General features: G+C 63.0%; 17 protein-coding genes. 11 read left to right on the forward strand and 6 right to left on the reverse strand.

What is annotated here, in order from left to right:
- The 4 genes from E8A46_RS27455 to E8A46_RS27470 form a co-directional block, all read right to left on the reverse strand.
- The coding region (locus E8A46_RS27455; RefSeq protein WP_291567886.1) for a DUF4142 domain-containing protein at window positions 1-467 on the reverse strand (467 nt) is incomplete at its 3' end.
- A 94-nt stretch (window positions 468-561) separates the two neighbouring features.
- A complete protein-coding gene (locus tag E8A46_RS27460) occupies window positions 562-1,254 on the reverse strand; it encodes an RNA polymerase sigma factor (RefSeq protein ID WP_291567888.1) in 693 nt (230 codons plus the stop codon).
- A 197-nt stretch (window positions 1,255-1,451) separates the two neighbouring features.
- A complete protein-coding gene (locus E8A46_RS27465; protein ID WP_291567890.1) occupies window positions 1,452-1,802 on the reverse strand; it encodes a RidA family protein in 351 nt (116 codons plus the stop codon).
- A gap of 78 nt (window positions 1,803-1,880) precedes the next feature.
- Window positions 1,881-3,539: an FAD-binding dehydrogenase gene (locus tag E8A46_RS27470; RefSeq protein ID WP_291567893.1), complete on the reverse strand. Its 1,659-nt coding sequence runs from the start codon at window positions 3,537-3,539 to the stop codon at window positions 1,881-1,883.
- Window positions 3,540-3,819: 280 nt separating this feature from the next.
- Here E8A46_RS27470 and E8A46_RS27475 point away from each other — a divergent pair, with 280 nt between their 5' ends.
- The 5 genes from E8A46_RS27475 (at window position 3,820) to E8A46_RS27495 (ending at window position 8,083) form a co-directional block, all read left to right on the forward strand.
- Window positions 3,820-4,278, forward strand: coding sequence for a hypothetical protein (locus E8A46_RS27475; RefSeq protein ID WP_291567895.1), 459 nt, complete (start codon window positions 3,820-3,822; stop codon window positions 4,276-4,278).
- A gap of 145 nt (window positions 4,279-4,423) precedes the next feature.
- Window positions 4,424-4,618, forward strand: coding sequence for a hypothetical protein (locus E8A46_RS27480; RefSeq protein ID WP_291567897.1), 195 nt, complete (start codon window positions 4,424-4,426; stop codon window positions 4,616-4,618).
- Between the two features lie 22 nt (window positions 4,619-4,640).
- Complete coding sequence (locus tag E8A46_RS27485; RefSeq protein ID WP_291567935.1) at window positions 4,641-5,231, forward strand: SCO family protein; 591 nt, start codon at window positions 4,641-4,643, stop codon at window positions 5,229-5,231.
- Between the two features lie 221 nt (window positions 5,232-5,452).
- Window positions 5,453-6,301 (forward strand): transporter substrate-binding domain-containing protein, encoded by an 849-nt coding sequence (locus E8A46_RS27490; protein WP_291567937.1) that lies wholly within the window; start codon window positions 5,453-5,455, stop codon window positions 6,299-6,301.
- A 141-nt stretch (window positions 6,302-6,442) separates the two neighbouring features.
- On the forward strand, window positions 6,443-8,083 hold the full coding sequence (locus E8A46_RS27495; RefSeq protein WP_291567899.1) for a lysine--tRNA ligase: 1,641 nt from the start codon (window positions 6,443-6,445) through the stop codon (window positions 8,081-8,083).
- A gap of 169 nt (window positions 8,084-8,252) precedes the next feature.
- Here the strand turns inward: E8A46_RS27495 and E8A46_RS27500 are convergent, their stop codons facing one another.
- Window positions 8,253-9,113, reverse strand: coding sequence for a prephenate dehydratase (locus E8A46_RS27500; protein ID WP_291567901.1), 861 nt, complete (start codon window positions 9,111-9,113; stop codon window positions 8,253-8,255).
- A gap of 30 nt (window positions 9,114-9,143) precedes the next feature.
- Window positions 9,144-9,884 carry a 3-deoxy-manno-octulosonate cytidylyltransferase gene (locus E8A46_RS27505; RefSeq protein WP_291567903.1) on the reverse strand — a complete coding sequence of 247 codons (741 nt, stop codon included), beginning with the start codon at window positions 9,882-9,884 and terminating at the stop codon, window positions 9,144-9,146.
- 210 nt (window positions 9,885-10,094) lie between these two features.
- On the opposite strand from E8A46_RS27505, the gene E8A46_RS27510 reads away from it, so the two are divergent.
- The 6 genes from E8A46_RS27510 (at window position 10,095) to E8A46_RS27535 (ending at window position 18,781) form a co-directional block, all read left to right on the forward strand.
- Window positions 10,095-10,643 (forward strand): cytochrome c family protein, encoded by a 549-nt coding sequence (locus E8A46_RS27510; RefSeq protein ID WP_291567905.1) that lies wholly within the window; start codon window positions 10,095-10,097, stop codon window positions 10,641-10,643.
- A gap of 259 nt (window positions 10,644-10,902) precedes the next feature.
- Window positions 10,903-12,798 (forward strand): extracellular solute-binding protein, encoded by a 1,896-nt coding sequence (locus tag E8A46_RS27515; protein ID WP_291567907.1) that lies wholly within the window; start codon window positions 10,903-10,905, stop codon window positions 12,796-12,798.
- Window positions 12,799-12,812: 14 nt separating this feature from the next.
- The gene (locus E8A46_RS27520; protein WP_291567911.1) at window positions 12,813-14,681 is read left to right on the forward strand and encodes an extracellular solute-binding protein; all 1,869 of its coding nucleotides are present in this window, start codon (window positions 12,813-12,815) and stop codon (window positions 14,679-14,681) included.
- A 3-nt stretch (window positions 14,682-14,684) separates the two neighbouring features.
- Window positions 14,685-15,794, forward strand: coding sequence for a microcin C ABC transporter permease YejB (locus E8A46_RS27525; RefSeq protein ID WP_291567912.1), 1,110 nt, complete (start codon window positions 14,685-14,687; stop codon window positions 15,792-15,794).
- A 145-nt stretch (window positions 15,795-15,939) separates the two neighbouring features.
- Complete coding sequence (locus E8A46_RS27530) at window positions 15,940-17,136, forward strand: ABC transporter permease (protein WP_291567914.1); 1,197 nt, start codon at window positions 15,940-15,942, stop codon at window positions 17,134-17,136.
- 7 nt (window positions 17,137-17,143) lie between these two features.
- Entirely contained in the window at window positions 17,144-18,781 is a 1,638-nt protein-coding gene (locus E8A46_RS27535; protein WP_291567916.1) for an ABC transporter ATP-binding protein, read from the forward strand.
- Window positions 18,782-18,787 lie beyond the last annotated feature (6 nt).

The raw sequence follows: 18,787 nt of genomic DNA on the forward strand, positions 1-18,787 counted from the left end.
TTCAGGCCGGTCTGCAGCAGGCTCTTCAGCTCGGCGTTGTTGGCGGAAGGAATAAGCGTCGTCTCCAGCGCGCTGTCGACCGCCTTGTGATAGGCGACTTCGTTGGCGACATAGGCCTTGTCGAAATCCGCGCCCTTCAGCTTGCCGAGTTCGGCGAGCTTGTCGGCGGCGTTCTTCGACAGGCTCTTGCTGGTGTCGTTGTCCTCGGGCGTGACGTTGAGCTTCTTCACCAGGTCCAACGCCTGCTTGTTCACGGCTTCGTGGTCGCGCACCATGTCTTCCGCGAAGGCCTTGACGTCCTTATTGCTGGTTTTCGCCAGCGCCTGTTTGGCCGCCGCGATATCGATCACGCCGGCGGTGTAGGCGATATGGGCGATCTGTGGATCGGTCGGCTTGGCGCCTTGCGCAAAGGCGGCACCGCTCAACAGGCTTACCGCGGCGATGGCCGCGCTCAATCTAACGAACATGGTCTGACACTCCTGTGGCACCGGGGCTGAAGCCGCCGGGCATTGTTGCTTGCACAGGGTTGGATGGTGCGTGAGCGGAAAGGTTCCCGAAATATTATGCGTTGAAACCCAGCCGCTTCAGAACCGCTTCGGTCAGGCGTTCGCAGCGTTTGCCGGCAAAGGGAAACGCGTCCATCACCACCGGCCCGATTTTCTTCTCGACATTGTCGCGCAGCATGGCGCGGGCGCGGTGCAGTCTGGTTTTCACGGTCTCCGGCTTCAGCCCGAGAATCTCGGCGGTTTCCTCGACGTTCATCCCCTCGATCACGCGGGTGATGAAGACGATGCGAAAGGCTTCAGGAAGGTCGTCGATCGCGTGTTCGACGACATGCTGAATTTCACGTTGTGCCATGGATTTTTCGGGATCCTCGGGTGGGGACGAGAGCGGAAACTGGATGATCTGGGCCTCCAGGACTCCGGGGGCCAATGACGTCCATTCGACCCCAGGCCGCTGGCGGCGCAACCGGCCCAAAGCCTCGTTCATGGCGATGCGCGCCAGCCATGTCGCAAGACTCGAGTCGCCGCGAAAACTGTCCAGATGGGTGAAGGCCCGGACGTAAGTCTCCTGCACGACGTCCTCGGCCTCGCTATCGTTGCGCAGGATTCCGCGGGCAAGCCGGTAGAGCCTGCGATTGTTCGATTGCATGATGACGCGAATGGCCGCCTCGTCGCGGCCGCGGGCGCGTTGGACCAGTACGGCATCGTCGGTCTCGACGGGAGCCATTTTTGGTGCTTGGACGTGGGCCATGGTGGCTTCGCTCGATCCGGTGACACGTTACTACCGATGGGTTGGATGCGGCCAAGCCAAATAGGTTCCCGCGCCCCCGGAAAACACCGCAAAGGGGTGGTCCGAAGCACTATCTGCAGCTTTTGTTGCGGCGCGGCCGGAATCCTGGCCGCCGACCGTCATCACGCACCGGATCTTAAATTCGGACGCCTGGAGCGCTACCGCGCCGCGGTCACCATGATCTCGACATTGTACTGGGGTGCTGCGAGCTTGGCCTCGACGGTGGCGCGCGCCGGCGTATTGCCCGCCGATACCCAACCGTCCCACACCGCGTTCATCTCCGCGAAGGTTTTCATGTCGGTGAGATAGATCGTCGTTGTCAGCAGCTTTGATTTGTCGCTTCCCGCTTTCGCCAGATGGCTGTCGATGATCGAAAGCACTTCCTGCGTCTGCTTGGCCACGCTTTCACCGGCCGCCTTGTTGGCGACGACGCCGGCGAGATACACGGTGTCGCCATGAACAACGGCCTGGCTCATGCGTGGCCCGGTATCGAAACGCTGGATGGTCATGTTATTTCTCCGAATGGGTGTCGTCGCTACTTAGCGCGCCGACCCGCACTCCGCCACAGCGTTCTCGCAATGCAGACCTCAGGACACCGCTTTCGCCGCCGCGCGTCCGGCATTGCGCCCGGAGAACAGGCAGCCGCCGAGGAAGGTGCCTTCCAGCGAGCGATAGCCGTGCATGCCGCCGCCGCCGAAGCCGGCCGCCTCGCCGGCGGCGTAGAGTCCCGGCATGATCTGGCCGTCCCGGCCGAAAACGCGGGAATCGAGATCGGTCTCGAAGCCGCCCAGGGTCTTGCGGGTCAGGATGTTGAGTTTCACCGCGATCAGGGGGCCGTGCGCGGGATCGAGGATCCGGTGCGGCCTGGCGGTGCGGATCAGGCGGTCGCCGATATAGCGGCGCGCATTGTGGATGTTCAGGATCTGGGTGTCCTTGGCGTAGGGGTTTTCGATCTCGCGGTCGCGCGCCTCGATCTGGGCCTTCAGATGTTCCGCCTTCAGGAGATCGTTGCCGACCAGCGCGTTCATGGCGGCGACCAGATCATTGAGCTTGTCGCGCACGATGAAATCCGCGCCATGGCTCTTGAAGGCTTCGACCGGCCCGGGCGCGCCCTTGTTGGTGGCGCGGCGCGCGGTCATCAGCCAGCTCCGGCCGGTGAGATCGGGATTCTGTTCGGAGCCCGAAAGCGCGAATTCCTTCTTGATGATGCTTTGGGTCAGCACGAACCAGGAATAATCGTGGTCGGTCGACATGATGTATTGCAGCTGGCCGAGCGTGTCGGATCCGGGAAACAGCGGCGAGGGCAGCCGCCTGCCGGTCGCGTCGAACCACATCGACGACGGTCCCGGCAGGATGCGAATGCCGTGGCGCGGCCAGATCGGCGACCAGTTCCGGATGCCCTCGACATAATGCCACATCCGGTCGCGGTTGATCAGCCGCGCCCCGGCGGCCTCGGTGATGCCGATCATCCGGCCATCGACATGTTCGGGCACGCCGGAGATCATGTTTTCGGGCGGCTTTCCGAGCCGGCTGGGCCAGTTCTGCCGCACCAGATCGTGGTTGCCGCCGATGCCGCCGGAGGCGACGATCACGGCTGGGGCGCGCAGCGTGAAGTCGCCGGCGGCTTTCCGTGAACTGCTTTTCCCCCGCTCGACAGGGTCAGGCGCGAGGATCACCCCGCTGAGGCCGCTGACGGTGCCGCCCGTGATCGTGAGCGCATCGACGCGGTGGCGGAATTTGAACGTCAGCCGTCCGCTGCTTTCGGCTTCCCGCGCCCGCCGCGCGAATGGCTCGACAACGCCGGGGCCGGTGCCCCAAGTGACATGGAACCGCGGCACCGAATTGCCGTGGCTCATGGCGTCGTAGCCGCCGCGCTCGGCCCAGCCGACCACCGGAAAGCTGCGGTGGCCCATCGCCCGCAGCCATCCGCGTTTTTCGCCGGCCGCGAAGGCCACGTAGGCTTCCGCCCAGCGCTTCGGCCACAGATCCTCATCGCGGTCGAAGCCGGCCGACCCCATCCAGTCCTGCAGCGCCAAGTCGTAACTGTCCTTGATGCCGAGCCGCCGCTGCTCGGGGGAATCGACCAGGAACAGCCCGCCAAACGACCAGAAAGCCTGGCCGCCGAGGCTCTGTTCGCCCTCCTGGTCGACCACGATGACGCGTTTGCCGGCGTCGGCGATCTCGGTTGCGGCGACGAGACCCGCGAGGCCGGCGCCGACCACGATGACGTCAGCGTCCTCAGCCATGGCCTATCCCCCGGTTCTTGGGGATGAATGAAGCCCGCGGCGTCAGCCGAGGTCAACGGCAAATAGGCCTTTGGCCGACTAGGCCGCCGCCGAACCGCCGGCATGTTCCAGTTTGGGACCCCCGGGGAAGGCCGGGTGCAGCCCGCAGGCAACACTCAATTTGAATTTGATTTGAGCTGGGTCTCGCATCTGGACAAAATGACGATCTCGCAACACGCTGGCGACGCATCACGCAAGATGTGTCAGATTCGGGTTCGGCAGCTTTGGAGTGGGGCTGGATATGAAGTTCACGACGGGGTTGCTCGCGGTGGTTGTCCTGCTGGCGAGCATGGGGGCGAGCCAGGCGGTGGTGCGCATTGGCGAGGACCGTGGAGGCAGGATTGGCACCTACGTGGACAAATACCAGGACGTGCGCACTTCGGGCGAGATGGTGATCATCGACGGTCTGTGCGCCTCGGCCTGCACCATCGTTCTCGGCGCGGTCCCCCACGACAAGATCTGCGTCACGTCTCACGCCAGCCTGGGTTTCCACGCGGCATGGGATATGGATGATGGCGGTCACGCCATCACCAACCCCGAAGCGACGCATATGCTGTATTCGATGTATCCCCCGCCGGTGAAGAAATGGATCAACCAGCGTGGCGGGCTGACGTCGCGCATGATTTTCCTGCGCGGCAAGGAATTGATGAGCATGTACCACCCCTGCTATCTCGACGCACGGGCCTCGGCAGCGCACTGAACGCGCCCTTCGCATCAGCATGACGTGATCGCCGCCGGTGCCGGGGAGCTTGCCGGGCCGCGCGGCCCGGCCTATCTGTCAAGCACCGACCGGCGAGGGTGGCCACACACCGCACGCCGGTTGCTTCGTTCAGATGGTCGCGAGAATGGCTCACCCACTTTCCACGCCGCAGCAGCTGCCCGGGACCTTGCAGCCGGCGCGCAGGGTCGCGCGAGCGATGGTGGTCGGGGGTGTGGGCCTCGGCGTTGCCGTCCTGCTGGGCGCGCTGGTGCTCTGGTTCCATTACGGAACGGCGGTCTTTTTCGAGATGATCGCCTCCGGCATCTCCGCCTGCTTCTGATCCGGCAAAAGGGAATTTCATGATGGATCGGACCACCCGTCCGCTGGTCGTCGTCGGAGCATTCGCCGGAAGCCTGTTGGTCGGGCTTTTGCTGATGCTGTGGGCGCTGGGTGGATTGCGGAACGTGGCGGCCCCGGCAGCGATCGGCGGCCCGTTCCAACTGACCGACCAGACCGGTCAGACCGTGACCGAAAAGGCGATGCAGGGTCACCCGACGCTGATCTTCTTCGGCTTCACCCATTGCCCCGACGTGTGCCCGACGACGCTGTTCGAAATTTCCGAGGTGCTGCGGGCGATGGGCAAGGATGCCGACCGCGTCAACGCCTATTACATTTCGGTCGATCCCGAGCGCGACACATCGGCCGCGATGAAGGACTATTTGTCGAGTTTCGATTCCCACCTGAGGGGATTGACCGGCAACGCCGATGCGGTGGCGAAGGTGCTTTCCGCCTACCGAGTCTATGCCAAGAAGGTTCCGCTGAAGGACGGCGACTACACCATGGATCACACCGCGCTGGTCTATCTGATGGATCGCGACGGAAAATTCGTGGCGCCCTTCAACCTCAACCGCAAGCCTGAGGACGCCGCGGCCGACCTCCGGCGCTACCTCTGACCCGCGAACTCGCGGGCCTGCGCGGTCTTCCCGGCGCACACGACATTCGCGTTGCCGGCCCGATGGTCTATAAGGCCGTCGAGTTTTCAGGAAAACCGGCGGCAATGCGATCAAAGAGAGCTTCATTGATGGGGGAAGGATTGCCCCGGCCGACCGACGCGACGCCGAAAACAGGCGGTTTCCTGGCGGCGATCCTGTTCGCCATCCTGTTCCCCTTGGTCCTGGCCGGCGGCGCGGTCCACGCCCAAGGCGCAGGTCAGGGCACCTCAAGTCCAGGTGCCGCCAAGCCCGCCACGGAAGCGGCTCCCCAGGCGGTGCCGGGCTTCTGGGATCCCCGCCGCCGGCCGGACCGGCCCGATCTGTCGCGCCTCACCGTGATCCGGTTTCTCACCGAGACCGACTATCCGCCGTTCAATTTTACCGGCCCCGACGGCAACCCGGCGGGCTTCAATGTCGATCTGGCGCGGATGATCTGCGACGAGATCAAGGTCAGCTGCACGATCCAGATGCGGCGTTTCGAGACGCTGCTCGATGCGATCGCCAGCAACCGGGGCGACGCCATCATCGCTTCGCTGGCGGTGACGCCGCAGATGCGAGCCCGCGTCGATTTCAGCGATCCGTATTACCGGGCGCCGGCGCGGTTCGTGTCGCGACGCGATGCGGTCATGCGCGAGGTTCGCCCGGAATATGTCGAGGGCAAGAAGATCGGCGCCATCGCCGGCTCCTCGCACGAGGCCTATCTGAAGGCGATGTTCACCGACGCCGAGTTGCACTCCTATCCCAATGACGAGGCGCTGCGGCTTGCCTTGAGGCGCGGCGATGTCGATTTCATTTTCGGCGACGCGATCTCGCTGGCGTTCTGGATCAACGGCACCGATTCCGGAGAATGCTGCGCGTTTTCGGGCGGCCCGTTTGTCGAAAGCCGCTATTTCGGCGAGGGCGTCGGCATCGCGGTGCGCAAGGGCAATGACTTGCTGCGGCAGGCGCTGAACTGGGCGCTGTTCAGGTTGTGGGAAAAGGGCCGCTACACCGATTTGTGGCTGCGCTATTTTTCGGTCAGTCCGTTTTAGGTGCTCAACCGTCATTGCGAGGAGCGAAGCGACGAAGCAATCCACCCTTCGTTTGTTGTCTATGGATTGCTTCGCTTCGCTCGCAATGACAGCTATATTACAAGCAGGCCTGCTTCCTGGCCCCGGAGAAAGCCTTTCTAGATGTCCGCGATCGACCTTGCCACCAGCCCGAGCGATCTGCGTTCGCTCGCCGAACAATCCAACGCCTGGCCGTTCGAGCAGGCCAAGGCGATCGTGACGCGGCTGAAAAAGCAGCCCAAGGACGAGGTGCTGTTCGAGACCGGCTATGGGCCCTCGGGCCTGCCGCATATCGGCACCTTCGGCGAGGTCGCGCGCACCACCATGGTGCGCCACGCCTTCCGCGTGCTCACCGAGGACAAGGTCAAGACCCGCTTGATCGCGTTTTCCGACGACATGGACGGCCTGCGCAAGGTGCCGGACAATGTGCCGAACAAGGAGATGCTGACTGAGCATCTCGGCAAGCCGCTGACACGGGTGCCGGATCCGTTCGGCACCCATCCAAGTTTCGGCGCGCACAACAATGCGCGGCTGCGTGCCTTTCTCGACACCTTCGGTTTCGACTACGAGTTCGCGAGTTCGACCGATTATTATACCTCGGGCAAGTTCGACGCCGCGCTGCTGCGGGTGCTAGAGCGGTTCGACGCCGTGATGGCGATCATGCTGCCTTCCTTGCGTGAGGAACGAGCCGCAAGCTACTCGCCGTTCCTGCCGATCTGTCCGCGCACCGGTGTGGTGCTGCAGGTGCCGATCGTGGCGCACGACGTCAAGAGCGGCACCGTCTCCTATGACGATCCCGAGACCAGGGAGCGCGTCACGCTTCCGGTCACCGGCGGACACTGCAAGCTGCAGTGGAAGCCGGATTGGGCGATGCGCTGGGTTGCGCTCGGCATCGACTATGAAATGGCCGGCAAGGACCTGATCGATTCGGTCAAGCTGTCGGGCAAGATCTGCACCGCGCTCGGCGGCCTGCCGCCGGAAGGGTTCAACTACGAACTGTTCCTCGACGACAAAGGCCAGAAGATTTCGAAATCGAAGGGCAACGGCCTGACCATCGACGAGTGGCTGCGCTATGCGTCGCCGGAATCGCTGTCGCTGTTCATGTACCGCGAACCGAAGGCGGCCAAGCGCCTGTATTTCGACGTGATCCCGCGCAATGTCGACGACTACCAGCAATTTCTCGAGGGGTTTCCGCATCAGGATGCGAGGCAGCAACTCGCCAATCCGGTCTGGCACATCCATGCCGGGCATCCGCCCAAGGCCGACATGCCCGTCACCTTCCAGCTACTGCTGACGCTGGTGTCGTCGTCGAATGCGGAGAATGCCGCGACCCTGTGGGGTTTCATCGGGCGCTATCGCCCCGGCGTCACGCCGCAGACGCATCCGAAGCTCGATGCGATGGTCGGCTACGCCATCAATTATTACCGCGACTTCGTGGCGCCGACCAAGAAATTCCGCGAGCCGACCGATACCGAACGTGCCGCGCTGCAGGATCTGCGCGATGCGCTCTCGAACCTGCCGCCAGCATCATCGGCCGAAGACATCCAGAACGTGGTCTACGAGATCGGACGGCGCGAACCGTTCCTCGACCCCGTGAAGAAGGGCAAGGATGGCCGGCCGGGCGTCTCGCTCGACTGGTTCAACATGCTTTATCAGGTGCTGCTCGGCCAGGAAAAAGGCCCGCGCTTCGGCTCGTTCGTCGCGGTCTACGGCCTTGCGAATTCGGTGGCGATGATCGACGGCGCGCTGGCAAGGAGCGCCTAAAGCGTTTTCGAGCGAAGTGGATACCGGTTCGCGTGAAGAAAACGCGTCAAAACAAGAATCTAGAGCCCCGTTTCGATTCAATCGAAACGGAAATGGCTCTAGCGCTCACCGGCGTGCCCTGCGTTCACAGACGAAGGGCAACCTTCTCCATGGCAGGCGTTCCCGCCCGTCACTCCTGCTGCTCGCTGAACGTGGCGCGGAACGGATGCGCGGGGTAGACCCCGACGATCCGGAATTCGCGCGAGAAGAATTTCAGTTCCTCCAGCGCGAAAGCCAGGTTCTTATCTTCTGGGTGGCCGTCGACATCGGCGTAGAATTGCGTGGCGAAGAAATTGCCGTCGACCATGTAGCTTTCGAGCTTGGTCATGTTGACGCCATTGGTCGCAAAACCGCCCATCGCCTTGTAGAGCGCGGCGGGCAGGTTGCGCACCCGGAAAACAAAAGAGGTGACCAGCGGCCCCGAGCCCCGCTTGGCCCAGTTCGCCTCGCGCGCCAGCACCACAAAGCGCGTGGTGTTGTGGGTCTCGTCCTCGACATCCTCGGCCAGGATGTCGAGGCCGTAGATATCGGCCGCCAGTCTGGAGGCGATTGAGGCGCAGCTGTTGTCGTCGCGCTCGGCCACGATCCGCGCACTGCCGGCGGTATCGCCCGAAACGATCGGCCTGATGCCGAGCTTGCGGATGATGCGGCGGCATTGCCCCAGCGCATGGACGTGGCTTTCGACCGTCTTGATACCGGCCAGTTTGGCGCCGCGCGGCGCCATCAACTGGTGATGGATCGGCAGGAACCATTCGCCGACGATGAACAGGCCGGACTGCGGCAGCAGATGATGGATGTCGGCAACGCGGCCGGCGACCGAGTTCTCGATCGGGATCATGCCGAAATCCGCCTCGCCCGAGGCGATCGCGGCCAGCGCGTCCTCGAAGGTCGGGCAGGGCAGCGGCTCGGCTTTCGGATAGGCCTCGGCGATTGCGATATGGGAGTTCGCGCCCGGCTCGCCCTGGAATGCGATTTTCAGCTTTTTGGTCATGTTGTTTTCCTGGCGCCTTGTATCAGTCGCTCACGCTTTGGAAAGTATCTGGCGGGCGGTTTCGAGATCGGCCGGGGTATCGACGCCGCGCGGCACGGTGTCGACAATCATGACGTCGATCCGCATGCCCGCCTCCAGCGCCCGTAATTGCTCCAGCTTCTCCTGCCGTTCGAGCGGCGAAGGAGGCAGCCGGACAAAGCGCTCCAGGGCGGCGCGGCGATAGGCATAAAGGCCGATGTGATGGTAGCGCGGCCCCTCGCCCCATGGGGCGGTGGCGCGGGTGAAATACAGCGCACGCAGCCGCCGCGGGCCGATCGGTGAGCCGACCGCCTTCACCACATTGGGGTTCAAGTCCTCTTCCTCGGTATGGATTTCCGCGGCCAGCGTGGCGATATCGACCGCGGGGTCGGCCAGCGGCGCCAGAACGCTGCGGATTTGGTCGGGCAGGATGGTCGGAAAGTCGCCCTGAAGGTTGACGACGATGTCGGCGGCGCCTTCGGGGTCGAGCCTGCCCATCGCCTCGTGGATCCGGTCCGAGCCGGAAGGATGATCGGCGCGGGTCATGACCGCCTCAAAACCATGCGCGGTCACCGCGGCCGCGATCTCCGGCGCGTCGGTGGCGACCGCCACACGGCCGATGCCGGCGGCCTCCGCCCGGCGCAGCACATGGACGATCATCGGCAGGCCGGCAATATCCATTAGCGGCTTGCCCGGCAGGCGGGTGGCGGCCATGCGGGCGGGAATCAATACCAAAATACGAGGGTTGGTCATCAGAGTGGGGTCTGGACCCGGTCAACAACTAGCCGGAAATGATGGGGATTGGTCGAAAGCTGGCGCATTTATACGGGTTGCCAGAGCACGGGCAAACCGATATCTGATCCTCGCTCGGGGTGCGGTGCGAAAGCCCGATTCCTGACGCTCATCCGCGGCCGTTTCTCTCCGGCCTTAAGTCGACATTTCCGGCCTGGAGCCTGATCCAAAATGGACTCCTTCGAACTCAATAAAATTATTGGCGCCATTCTGGGCACCTGCCTGGTTTTGCTGGTGACGAGCTTTACCGCCGGCGCGCTGTTCGCTCCCAAGATGCCGGAAAAGCCGGGCTTCGAGATCGCCGTGAAGGAAGCGGCGGAAGGCGGCGAAAAGGCCGCCGCGGTGGCTCCGTCCGAGCCGATCGAAAAGCTGCTGCAGACGGCCTCGGTCGAGAAGGGCGCCGCGTCGGCGAAGAAATGCGGCGCCTGCCACGACTTCACCAAGGGCGGTCCCAACAAGGTCGGTCCGAATCTTTATGGCATCGTCGGCCGCGACCGCGCCAGCGAGCCCGGCTTCAACTATTCCGCCGCCATGAAGGCCAAGGGCGGCAAATGGACCTATGGCGACCTCAACCAGTTCATCTCGAACCCCAAGGGTTTCATCCCGGGCACCGCGATGGGTTTTGCCGGCATTCCGAAGGATACCGAGCGCGCCGACGTAATCGATTATCTGCACACGCTTTCGGATAGTCCGGTTCCGTTGCCGACGGCGGCGAAATAGCCGTCTTGGTTCAAATGGATTTTTCGCTGCAAACGGCCGGGCTCTTGCCTGGCCGTTTTTGCATTCCGGACGAGACCGGTTCCAGCCCGCGGGTCAGGGCCGAGGGCTTATTTTATGGGTAGCGCTTTTGTTACCGGGACGTTTGGCCGCACAGACGCCCGGCGACGGGTGCTATCATGAGGAAAAAGCAACTTAATCGGTCGAAACCTTGCCTTATACTGCGTCCTCAATAGCGCAAACGAGCTACAGGAATTCTCATTTGGCACTTACCCGACGACATCTCCTGCAGGGCGGCGTGCTTGCCACCATCGCCCCGGCCCTCGAAACCGCGACCGGCCTGCCGGTCATAAGCCCCGCGCGGGCACAGATTTCCGCCGGCGAGCCCGCCTGGCGGCACGCGCTGTCGCTGTTCGGCGACGTCAAGTATCCGGCCGACTTCAAGCGCTTCGACTACATCAATCCCGGCGCGCCCAAGGGCGGCGTCGCCCGCATGATATCGCTGGGCACCTTCGACAATTTCAACATCGCGGTCGCGGGCGTCAAAGGCTCGCTCGCGCCGGCCGCCGCGCTGATTTACGAAACCCTGATGGCGCGGTCGCAGGACGAGGTTGCCACCGAATATGGTTTGCTGGCCGAGGCGGCGTCGCATCCCGACGACTTTGCCTGGGTGACCTATCGTCTTCGCAAGGAAGCGCGCTGGAACGACGGCAAGCCGGTGACGCCGGAGGATGTGATTTTTTCGATCGAGGCGCTGAAAAAGTACAGCCCGATGTACGCCTCGTATTATCGCCACGTCGTGAAGACCGAAAAGCTCGGCGAGCGTGACATCAAATTCACGTTCGAATCCACCGGTAATCGCGAGCTGCCGCACATCGTCGGTGAACTGCCGGTGCTGCCGAAGCATTATTGGGAAGGCACCGACAACCAGGGCCGCAAGCGCGATATTTCCGCGACGACGCTGGAGCCGCCGCTGGGTTCCGGCCCCTATCGAATCAAGGAGTTTGTCGCGGGGCGATCGATTGTGCTCGAGCGCGCGAAGGATTATTGGGGCGTCAACGCCGCAACGCAGGTGGGCCAGAACAATTTCGACGAATTGCGCTACGAGTTTTTCCGCGACAACCTGGTCGCGCTCGAAGCGTTCAAGGCGGATCAGGCGGACTGGATCGCCGAGAATTCCGCCAAGCAGTGGGCCACGGCCTATGATTTTCCTGCAGTCACCGAAAAGCGCGTGGTCAAGGAAGAGTTTCCGGTCAACGATTCCGGCCGGATGCAGGCATTCGCGATGAATCTGCGCCGTGAACAGTTCAAGGACGTGCGCCTGCGCCGCGCCTTCAACTACGCCTACGACTTTGAGGAGATGAACAAGCAGCTGTTCTTCGGTCAATACAAGCGCATCAACAGCTATTTCGAGGGAACCGAACTTGCGTCGTCTGGCCTGCCGGAAGGGCAGGAGCTGGCGATCCTCGAGACCGTACGCAACAAGGTGCCGGCCGACGTCTTCACCACCCCCTATCAAAATCCGGTCGGCGGCAACCCGGAAGCGGTGCGTGGCAATTTGCGCGAGAGCGCGAGGTTGCTGAAGGAGGCTGGTTACGAGGTGCGCGACCGCAAGCTGGTGGATCCCGCCGGCAAGCCGGTCACCGTGGAGATTTTGGTTCAGGATCCTTCCTCGGAGCGGATCGTGCTGTTCTACAAGCCGTCGCTGGAACGCATCGGCGTGACCACCTCGATTCGCATCGTCGATGACGCGCAGTATCAAAACCGGCTGCGCGCCTTCGATTTCGACATGATTATCGATCAATGGGGTGAGTCGCTTTCGCCCGGCAATGAGCAGCGCGAATACTGGGGGTCGCAGGCCGCCGATCAACCCGGGTCGAGGAATGCCATCGGCATCAAGAATCCCGCTGTCGATGCGTTGATCGACAGGGTGATCTTTGCCAAGGACCGCAAAGAGCTGGTGGCCGCGACCAGGGCGCTCGATCGCGTGCTGCTGTGGAATTTCTACGTCGTGCCGCAATTCACCTACGGCTTCTCGCGCTACGCACGCTGGGACCGCTTCGGGCACGCCGAGTTGCCGAAATACGCGCGTTCGGGCCTGCCGTCATTGTGGTGGTTCGACGCCGACAAGGCCGCCAAGATCGGCAAAAGGTCTTGACGGATTTTCCGCGCATGACGCTGTTCTCCCGCCGGCACGCGCTCGGTCTTGGCGCGGGTGCATTGGGCGCGTGCTGGCTGCGGCCTGCGATATCGGCCGATGCCGGCACCGAGGCGCATGGCATGTCGGTGTTCGGCGACCTGAAATATCCACCCGATTTTCAGCATTTCGACTACGTCAACGTCGCCGCGCCGAAGGGCGGGATGTTTTCGCTGATCCCCTCCGTTCGCGCCTACAACCAGTCCTACCAGACCTTCAATTCGTTCAACGCCTATATCTTGAAGGGCGAAGGCGCGCAGGGCATGGACATGACCTTCGCGCCGTTGATGGTGCGCGCCGGCGACGAGCCCGATGCCATGTATGGCCTCGTCGCAAAATCGGTGCAGATTTCCGCCGACAGACTGACCTATCGTTTCACCTTGCGGCCGGAGGCAAGGTTTCACGACGGCTCGAAGCTGACGGCGCATGATGCCGCCTTCTCCCTGACCACGCTCAAGACCAAGGGACATCCGCTGATCCTGCAGCAGATGCGCGACGTGGTGAAGGCGGAGGCGGCCGACGACGCGACGCTGGTCGTCACCTTTGCCGAAAAGCGCGCGCGCGACGTGCCGCTCTATGTCGCGGGCCTGCCGATCTTCTCGAAGACCTACAACGCCACAAAGCCGTTCGACGAATCGACGCTGGATATCCCGCTCGGATCCGGGCCCTACAAGGTCGGGAAGTTCGAGGTCAACCGCTACGTCGAGTTCGAACGGGTGAGGGATTGGTGGGGCGCCGACCTGCCGGTTGCCCGCGGCAGCTATAATTTCGATATCGTGCGCTACGAATTCTATCGCGACCGCGACGTCGCGTTCCAGGGATTTACCGCGCGAAGCTACCTGTTCCGGGAGGAATTCACCGCGCGGGTGTGGGCGACGCGCTATGATTTCCCCGCCGTGAAGGACGGTCGCGTCAAGCGCGAGACCCTGCCCGACGAGACCCCCTCCGGCGCGCAGGGCTGGTTCATCAATACCCGCCGCGAGAAGTTCAGGGATCCGCGGGTGCGCGAGGCGCTGATCCAGGCGTTCGATTTCGAATGGACCAACAAGACCATCATGTATGGCGCCTATGCGCGCACCCATTCACCGTTCCAGAACTCCGACATGATGGTGAGCGGTCCGCCGTCCCCGGAAGAGCTCAAGCTGCTCGAACCGTTTCGCGGCCAGGTGCCGGACGAGGTATTCGGCCAGCCGTTCGTGCCGCCGGTGTCCGATGGCTCGGGGCAGGACCGCACACTTTTGCGTAAAGCGCAGCAATTGTTGCAGGATGCCGGGCTCGTCATCAAGGACGGCAAGCGGCTGCTGCCCAATGGCGAGGTGTTCCGGATCGAATTTCTGGTCGACGAGCCGTCACTCGAGCCGCACCATGCGCCGTACATCAAGAATCTCGGCACGCTCGGGATCGAGGCGAGCTTGCGGATTGTCGATCCCGTGCAGTACCGCGCCCGGGTGGAGGATTTCGATTTCGACATGACCATCGAGCGGTTTTCCATGTCGGCGACGCCGGGCGACGGCATGCGCCCGTTCTTCTCCTCGCAGGCGGCCGCGACCAAGGGTTCGTACAACCTCGCCGGCATCGCCAGTCCGGCGATCGACGCGCTGATCGAGAAGATCATCGGTGCGGATAACCGCGCCGACCTCACGGTGGCCTGCCGCGCCTTCGACCGGGTATTTCGCGCCGGGCGCTACTGGGTGCCGCAATGGTATCGGACCAGCCACCCGATCGCCTATTGGGATCTGTTCGGGCACCCGGAAAAGCCGGCGCGCTACGCCCAGGGCGTCGGCGCGCCGGAAAACTGGTGGTCCGACGCGAGCAAAGTGGCCAGGGCCGAACAGGCGAAATAATTCATGAGTGCCTACATCGCACGCCGCATTCTGCTGATGATCCCCACGCTGCTGGGGATCCTGTTCGTGTCGTTCGTGGTGGTGCAGTTTGCGCCGGGCGGACCGGTGGAACGGGTGATCGCGCAGCTAAGCGGCGCCGACACCGGCGGCACCTCGCGGATTTCGGGCTCATCGGGCGGTGATTTCGGCGCGCGCAGCCAGGTCGGCGCGTCATCCGATGCGGTCAATTCGAAGTATCGCGGCGCGCAGGGGCTCGATCCCGATTTCGTCAAGAGTCTCGAAAAGCAATTCGGCTTCGACAAGCCGGCGCCGGAGCGCTTCGCGCTGATGCTGTGGAATTTCGCCCGGTTCGATTTCGGCAAGAGCTATTTCCGCGATGTCAGCGTGCTGCAGCTGATCAAGGAGAAGCTGCCGGTTTCGATGTCGCTGGGGATCTGGATGACGCTGCTGACCTACCTGATCTCGATTCCGCTCGGGATTCGCAAGGCGGTGATGGACGGCTCGAGGTTCGACACCTGGACCTCGGCGGTGGTCATCGTCGGCTTTGCGATCCCGGGATTTCTGTTCGCGATCCTGCTGATCATCCTGTTCGCCGGCGGCTCGTTCTTTAACATCTTCCCGCTGCGCGGATTAACCTCGGACGGCTGGTCGCAATTCCCCTGGTACTGGAAGATCCTGGATTATTTCTGGCATATCACGCTGCCGCTGATCTCGATGGCGCTTGGCGCCTTCGCGACCATGACGCTGCTCACCAAGAATTCGTTCCTCGATGAAATCCGCAAGCAGTATGTGATGACCGCGCGCGCCAAGGGCTGCAGCGAACGCCAGGTGCTCTACAATCACATCTTCCGCAACGCCATGCTGATCGTGATCGCCGGATTCCCGGGCGCATTCATCCACGCCTTCTTCTCCGGCTCGCTCCTGATCGAGACCATCTTCTCGCTCGACGGATTGGGCCTGCTCGGCTTCGAGAGTGTGCTGAACCGCGATTATCCCGTGGTGTTCGGCACGCTGTTCATCTTCTCGCTGGTCGGTCTGGTCGTCAATCTGATCTCGGATCTTGCCTATATGTGGATCGATCCGCGGATCGATTTCGAGGCGCGGGAGGTCTGATGACAATCACCAGCGCCGCCGAGCTGAAGTTCCTACAGCGCTTGCTGCAAAGTTCTCTTAGGAACTTCAGCTCGCCAAGCGGCGCTGGAATCATGGATTTGGCGGTGTTCTTTGCTTTCCGAAGTTCGTACAGGTGGGCGCGGCAATGACCTACGAACTTCGGAAAGAGGACACCGCCCCGCCGCCGGTCGAGACCACCACGACCTCGCCGCTCGGCGCCGCGGTCCCCGCCACCCGGCATCGCTTCAGCCCGTCGCCGCTCAATCGCCGCCGTTGGCAGAATTTCAGATCGAACCGCAGGGGTTACTGGTCGCTCTGGCTCTTCCTGATCCTGTTCTTCGTCTCGCTGTTCGCCGAGCTGATCGCCAACGACCGGCCGTTCGTCATCAAGTTCGATGGGCGTCTGTATTGGCCGGCCTTCGTCAGCTATTCCGAGACCACCTTCGGCGGCGACTTCGAGACCGCGGCCGATTACCGCGATCCTTACTTGCAGAAGCTGATCGCGGACAAGGGCGGCACCATCGTATGGCCGTTGATCCGCTATTCCTACGATACCCATAATCTCGATCTGCCGACGCCGGCGCCGTCGAAGCCGACCTGGATGCTGACCGAGGCGCAGTGCAAGGAGGTGGTGGAGAAAAAGGGCCTCAAGAGCTGCCGCGACCTCGAATACAACTGGCTCGGTACCGACGACCAGGGCCGCGACGTGGTGGCGCGGCTGATTTACGGGTTTCGCATCTCGGTTTTGTTCGGCCTCAGCCTGACCATCATCTCGTCGATCATCGGGGTCGCGGCCGGCGGCGTGCAGGGCTATTTCGGCGGCTGGATCGATCTTGGCTTCCAGCGCTTCATCGAGGTCTGGAGCGCGATTCCCTCGCTCTATCTGTTGCTGATCCTGTCCTCGGTGCTGGTGCCCGGCTTCTTCGTGCTGCTCGGTATTCTGCTGCTGTTTTCATGGGTGTCGCTGGTCGGCCTGGTGCGTGCGGAATTCCTGCGCGGGCGCAATTTCGAATACATCATGGCCGCCCGCGCGCTCGGCGTCTCCAATGCCGTGATCATGTTCCGGCATCTGTTGCCGAACGCCATGGTGGCGACCATGACGTTCCTGCCCTTCATCGTCTCGTCCTCGGTGATGACGCTGACGGCGCTGGATTTTCTCGGCTTCGGCCTGCCGCCGGGCTCGCCTTCGCTCGGCGAATTGCTGTCGCAGGGCAAGGCCAACGTCCAGGCGCCGTGGCTCGGCTTCACCGGCTTCTTTGCGGTCGCGATCATGCTGTCGCTTCTGATCTTCATCGGCGAAGCGGTGCGCGACGCCTTCGATCCGCGCAAGACGTTCAGATAGGACGCGCATGGACGCCATCAACCAGCCCCTGCTCGATGTCAGCGATTTGTCGGTGGCGTTTCATCAGCCCAGCGGCACCTCGACCGCGGTCGACCATGTCTCATTTACGATCAGGCGCGGCGAGTGCGTGGCGCTGGTCGGGGAATCCGGCTCCGGAAAATCGGTCAGTGCATTGTCGATCCTCAAGCTGTTGCCCTATCCGACCGCGTCGCACCCGTCGGGCAGCATCCTCTTCAAGGGCCGCGAACTGCTGACGCTGTCGGAACGCGAGATTCGCGGCATTCGCGGCAACGACATTTCGATCATCTTCCAGGAACCGATGACGTCGCTGAATCCGCTGCACACGATCGAGTCCCAGATCGTCGAAATTCTGCAGCTGCACAGCGGCGTCAGCGGGGAGATGGCGCGGGCGCGCACGCTTGAACTGCTCACCCAGGTCGGCATTCCCGACCCGGAGACACGGCTTGCCAGCTATCCGCATCAATTATCCGGCGGCCAGCGCCAGCGCGTGATGATCGCGATGGCGCTCGCCAACGAGCCCGATCTTTTGATCGCGGACGAGCCGACCACGGCGCTCGACGTCACCGTGCAGGCGCAAATCCTGGCGTTGCTCGCGGAGATTCGCGCGCGGCTCGGCATGAGCCTGTTGTTCATCACCCACGATCTCGGCATCGTGCGCCGCATCGCCGACGTGGTCTGCGTCATGAATGGCGGCAAGATCGTCGAGCAGGGGCCGGTGGAGCAGGTTTTTACGGCGCCGAAGCATCCCTACACCAAGGCGCTGCTGGCGGCCGAACCAAAGCCCGACCCGGCGCCGCCGCGGCCCGATTCTCCCGTGGTGATTTCGGCGGCCGACCTGAAGGTCTGGTTTCCGGTCAAGCGCGGCCTGCTGCGCTCCACGGTCGGACATATCAAGGCGGTCGATGGCGTCAGCCTGTCGGTGCGCAAGGGCGAGACGCTCGGCGTCGTCGGCGAATCCGGCTCCGGCAAGACCACGCTTGGTCTGGCGCTGCTGCGGTTGATTTCGTCCGACGGGCCGATCGTGTTTCTGGGCAGCAATATCCAGGGCCTGCGTTTCAAGACGATGCGGCCGTTCCGCCGCGACATGCAGATCGTGTTTCAGGATCCGTTCGGGTCGTTGAGCCCGCGCATGTCGGTCGGCGACATCGTGGCCGAAGGCCTCAGCGTGCATCAGCGGTCGCTTTCGGAATCAGAGCGCGAGGCGCGCGTGATCAAGGCGCTCCGCGATGTCGGCATGGATCCAGCGACGCGGTTTCGTTATCCGCATGAATTCTCCGGCGGCCAGCGCCAGCGCATCAGCATTGCCCGGGCCGCGGTACTGGAGCCGAATTTCGTCGTGCTGGACGAGCCGACCAGCGCGCTCGACATGCTGTTCCAGGCCCAGATGGTCGACCTGCTGCGCGAATTGCAGCGCAAACGCGACCTCACTTACATGTTCATTTCGCATGATCTGCGCGTGGTCGCCTCGCTCGCCAGCCACCTGATCGTGATGCGTCTCGGCAAGGTGGTGGAGGAGGGCCCGGCTTCCGAATTGTTCAGGAATCCGAAGACCGACTACACCCGCGCGCTGTTCGCCGCCGCGTTCCGGCTGGAAACCGCGAACGGCGGCGCGGTCGCGGAATAGCGGTTT

The organism is Bradyrhizobium sp., assembly GCF_004799445.1.
GTDB lineage: Bacteria > Pseudomonadota > Alphaproteobacteria > Rhizobiales > Xanthobacteraceae > Bradyrhizobium.